At 45.5% G+C, this 4803-nt stretch carries 4 protein-coding genes; 1 reads left to right on the top strand and 3 read right to left on the bottom strand.

All coding sequences use genetic code 11. The features are described from left to right. Window positions 1–145: 145 nt before the first annotated feature. The 3 genes from MMG82_RS21050 to MMG82_RS21040 form a co-directional block, all read right to left on the bottom strand. Window positions 146–1087: a DUF4424 domain-containing protein gene (locus MMG82_RS21050; protein ID WP_241407388.1), complete on the bottom strand. Its 942-nt coding sequence runs from the start codon at window positions 1085–1087 to the stop codon at window positions 146–148. Window positions 1088–1117: 30 nt separating this feature from the next. Continuing rightward, complete coding sequence (locus MMG82_RS21045; protein ID WP_037423496.1) at window positions 1118–1351, bottom strand: hypothetical protein; 234 nt, start codon at window positions 1349–1351, stop codon at window positions 1118–1120. Window positions 1352–1468: 117 nt separating this feature from the next. Next, window positions 1469–2806: a coproporphyrinogen III oxidase family protein gene (locus MMG82_RS21040; RefSeq protein WP_037423493.1), complete on the bottom strand. Its 1338-nt coding sequence runs from the start codon at window positions 2804–2806 to the stop codon at window positions 1469–1471. 386 nt (window positions 2807–3192) lie between these two features. On the opposite strand from MMG82_RS21040, the gene MMG82_RS21035 reads away from it, so the two are divergent. After that, entirely contained in the window at window positions 3193–4119 is a 927-nt protein-coding gene (locus MMG82_RS21035; RefSeq protein ID WP_069454012.1) for a bile acid:sodium symporter family protein, read from the top strand. Window positions 4120–4803 lie beyond the last annotated feature (684 nt).

Below are 4803 nucleotides of genomic sequence, written 5' to 3'. Positions count from 1 at the left end.
TGGATCCATCATCTTCATCATAATCGCCTCGAATATTTAGCCCTAGACGATCTGATCACAATGCGGGGAATGAGTTCAAAAAAAATCCCTGAGCATTGTTCAGGGATTTGTGTATGAGAGACAGGCATTTAGCTGGCTTTTTCGATTATTCAAAATCCGGTTTACGGATAAATAGGATGCTGAGATCCTGCGTTGGCGTGAATTTTTTTTGCTGAAACTCAAAGGTGAGTGAATCGGTTTTTTTAAGTTCACCATCAAAACACAAACTGACGAGATCAGTCGGTTGGGATTTTTTCAGCGTCAGTTTAAAGTCCTTAATCGCTCCTTGCCAGTTATTGGCCGTGACCAAAATATAGCTAAGGTGGCTCCATTCCACGCCATATTCAACATCTTCGCCGTCTTGTTTAACGACGAGATTACGCTTCCGAATACCTTGCTTAGCACTTTCATCTAAACAGGCAAGTTCAGTGTAAGTATCGATAATACTATTGGCAGTATCGGGGATGCCTGTTGAGAGGCTCGGCGTGTAACTGTGGCTGATGGAGACAGATTGGCCCGCAGGGAAGGTTTGCTGCCACACAAAGTAATCACTTAGGGTAAAGGCGATTTGTTGGTCCTCATCCAACCATTGACTGGGGAGCGCAGGTTTGCCCTTGGGGACTTTGCTATATTCGGCAAAATAGGCGACTTCCTCTACACCCCAGCCGAGTTTTTTAAGCTCGGCAGAAATATCGGTTTTATCGGCAAGTTGGGCGACGAGCCTGTGCTCGGTTGGCTGGGTTTTGCCATTCACTTTTAGGGTGAAGTTATCGATGCTGCTGTGATCGGCGGAGCCAAAAAACATCGGCGGCATAGGGAAGGCGATGGGGACGATAAGATCCTGCGAAGTGGTGTTGGTAAACACATAATCGACCCTGATTTCGGCCTCGCTGATAAAGAGTGACTCTTTGTCCATACTGATATGCGGCTGATATTTAAGGGTGATTGAACCATTGGCATCACCAAAACTGCTGTCGTTGGCAAAAACCGATGTGCTAAATAACAACGCGGTTAGAGTGCAAGCTAAGATGCGTAAATAAGATGGCATAAATATCTCAACGAATTGGAAATCAAAAGATTATTGATGGCGGGCAAGTTCGATGGCTGCGGCAATAGCATTGCGTGCTTGCGGGCTGTTTTTCCAGCAAGTGGTGCGTAACATGCTAGCGACGAGGTTGGCGATATCCTCGACCTCATGCTCGGCCAACTGCGCAAGTGAGCTAATACCGATTTCTTCAAAGCGTTTAATGACAGTCGGGCCAACGCCCTTAACGGCGAGTAGTGCTTGTTTTTCTTGATCAGTAAAACCCATAACGAATACTCCTTTATTACTGGGTTGGTCACGAATGCGAATAAACCGAGGCAAGAGTAGCGCGAAATCACCTTAACAAAAAGGCCCATAAAGGGCCTTTAGTGGTTTTACTCTTGCTTACATATCGCAGGGTTTGAGCGGTTTACGCAATTGCGCGCGCACGTTATCCATGCCAGCGTAGAACTCTTTCATCATTAACAGGCCCATCATCTTGCCGTTATCTGTGATAATCAGATTATCGGGATCGGTGGGGTCGTTCTTGATGGCGCCAATCAGCTTCATCGAGGTCATTTCCTTAAACAGGGCTGTGTCTAAGTTCACGCCGAAGGTTTCGCGGAAATATTTACGCGATAGGCGACCGGAGAACATCCCCAGCAGAAAGCGATATTGCATCACATCTTTTTTGTTGTAGTTCTTCTGTTGCTCTACGCCCATCTTGCCAGCGGCGATCCGCTCTTGGTATTTACGTAGCGAGAAGGTGTTAACGTATAAAGTGTCATTCAAAAAGCTAAAGGAGCCTGAACCAACCCCTAAATACTCATCGTAGTCGATTACATATTCGTCGAAGCCTTCGTCATTCGCCTTACCAAAGGCCCATGCAGACAACTGATTATATTGACCATTTAAACTGTTTAAGATCTGGCGATATTGGTTGGCCATATCTGCCTGTGGCGCGGCCAGTTTACCTTTAACACTCTTACGCGTTTGGTGCGTGATCATCAGCGGATAGGTGGTGATCTGTCTGGGGTCGAGGCGCGAGGCCATATCTAAGTCGTGCTGGATCACTTCATCGGTTTGGCCGCGGAAGCCAAAAATCAGGTCGACGTTGATAATGGGGAACAGCTCTTTAGCCGCCATAATCTTGTCGAAGGTTTGTTGACCTGTGCCGAATTTTTCAAGGCGGTCGGTCATTTTTAAAATGTCATCGTTAAAGCTTTGTACGCCGATGGACATACGATCCACTAAGCCCTTGAGTTGCTTAAAGCCTGGGCTGTCTAAATGCTGTGGATCCGACTCGCAAGACACTTCTTTAATGCTTGGGAATAAGGTCTTTGCATGCTCAATCGTACGGGCGAGTTCGTCTTCTAATACTGTGGTGGTGCCACCGCCAATGTACATAGATTCAAAGTCATAGCCTAAGGCTTTGACCATCTCCATCTCTTTACGTAGGGAGATAAAGTAAGCGCGCGCCTTGTCTTCCTTAAACATAAAACGATGGAAGGTGCAGTAAGAACACAAGGTATGGCAGAAGGGCACATGGGCATAAAGCATGTACTTTTTACCTTCGACCGGAGCGGGCATGATGTCGGCGGAGAGTGTATCAAGGCGAAGATTCTTATCGACATAATACTGCATGACTCGTTCCATCGAGCTGAGCATCCAGTTAGGGACGGTAATATTCGCTTGATAAGGCGTTGCGATCGCGCCGCTGAGCGTTTGAATAACTGAAGACATAACGATTCCTATCTGAGAGTGCTAACCGTAAACACCAAAATTGCTTTAGGTAATTCACGACCACCTAGCGCAATTAGACTACCTCGTATGGAGTAAATAAAACGTGAACTGGTTATAAGTTACGGTTTCCTAACAAGGAAATCACGGGCTTTTTGTTAAGCAGATCATGTTTTAGTAAACATAGATGCATATTTACTGAGGTTTTTGGCTCTTTGTTATTGAATTTGAGCGATTAACTTAAGAGCTCAATCGAAAGGCTGAAATGATTAAAAGTTGAGGTTCTTACTTGTGGACGCTTTGGCTTGTGCTGAGGGAGTCAGGCTGTCATTATCCCAGCGGACATTGCTTAATTTCCTCAAATCGCCTGAAATCTTGGAGGATTCCCATTGGTTAATATCAACCGCTTTTTTCCGCTATTTGCCTTACTCGGGGCGGGTACGGCGTATTTGATGCCAGCTTGGTTTAGCGGATTGAAAACCAGCATAGTGCCGTTGCTGGTGGTGATTATGTTATCCATGGGATTGACCTTAGATTTGCAGGATTTTGCCAATGCATTTAAGCAGAAACGCGCCGTTATCACAGGTTTAATCTTGCAATTTACCCTAATGCCCTTAAGTGCCTTAGCTATTAGTTTGCTGTTAGGGCTCAATCGGGAATTGACCATAGGCATGGTGCTGGTGGGGAGCGTGGCGGGCGGCACGGCATCGAACGTGATCTGCTATTTGGCCAAGGGCGATGTCGCCTTATCTATCACTATGACGGCGCTATCCACCTTAGTGGGTGTGGTGCTCACCCCGTTGATTATCCAGCTATTAATCGGCGAGATGGTCGCCATTCCTTTAATGGATATGCTAGTCAGCCTCGTTAAAATCGTGCTTATCCCTGTGACTGTGGGTGTGGTATTGAATCATTTCTTTAAACCGCGGGTGGCTAAACTTGCCCCCGCATTGCCCATTATTTCTATCGTGGCGATTGTGCTGGCCATCAGTATTATTGTGGCCTTAAATGCGGGGCAATTTGCGCAGGTGGGACCTGTGATTTTACTCGCGGTGTTTCTACATAATGGCTTAGGACTCGCCTTGGGTTATACCTGTTGCCGCTTGCTCGGCTTTAGTCACACCGTGTGTAAAACCATTTCGATTGAGGTGGGGCTGCAAAACTCTGGTCTCGCGACCGCTCTGTGTATCAAGTTTTTTAGCCCAGTCTCCGCTGTCCCGAGCGCGATTTTCTCAATTTGGCATAATCTCTCAGGCGCCATGCTGGCAGGATATTGGGCGAGCCGAGTACAGAAACAGGCAGATGTATTGAAATAATTCCTGTAATGGTAGCGCTCGATTTATGGATTGATAAGGCGAGAGTTACTGAGGGAAGATTTTTGCTCTGATTAGGGAAAACTTTGGTATCTATTGCGTTTAACCTCGGGACGAACAAGCAGAATATCAACTGCATTCAAAAAGATTTGTACCCGCGGAATAACCGTCCGACGCCAGTGTTGGTCATGAATTTACGACTGACTATTCGCTTCACGACTATCACTTCATTCAGTAAGCATGTGATCGAAACCCTTATCGCCAATACAGGACAAAAATATGGCCACTAGGCGCTTAATTGGACGTTATATAAATCCACCACGACACAGGTAGTAGGCTGATTGATATAAAGAAAGTTGCAATTCGAAATTGATGACTATTAGAGGGAGGAATTCCGACCATTAGTACTAACCAGCCTAATATGGATGCAATTCCTAAAAATAAATTGCTTATCGATAGTGATAGGTTGCCAATAATGATCCCCATGAACACTCCTATCGCTAGGTACATCAATTTTGCTTTTGAAATATCACCCATGGTTTCCGTGTTTCCGCTAATCCTCCTATTAGCAACTTAGAATATAGGCAGAAACAGAAGAACGCTATAGGGTGACTGCTTAAGTCTTTGTGGCCGAATATCTGTAGATATAAAGTTATTGTAACTGACTTATCTTATTAACACTTAAAG

The organism is Shewanella sp. MM_2022_3, assembly GCF_022557375.1.
Taxonomy (GTDB): domain Bacteria; phylum Pseudomonadota; class Gammaproteobacteria; order Enterobacterales; family Shewanellaceae; genus Shewanella; species Shewanella xiamenensis.
Note: the sequence above shows the minus strand (reverse complement) of the source record. Positions and strands in the feature narration are given on the sequence as shown.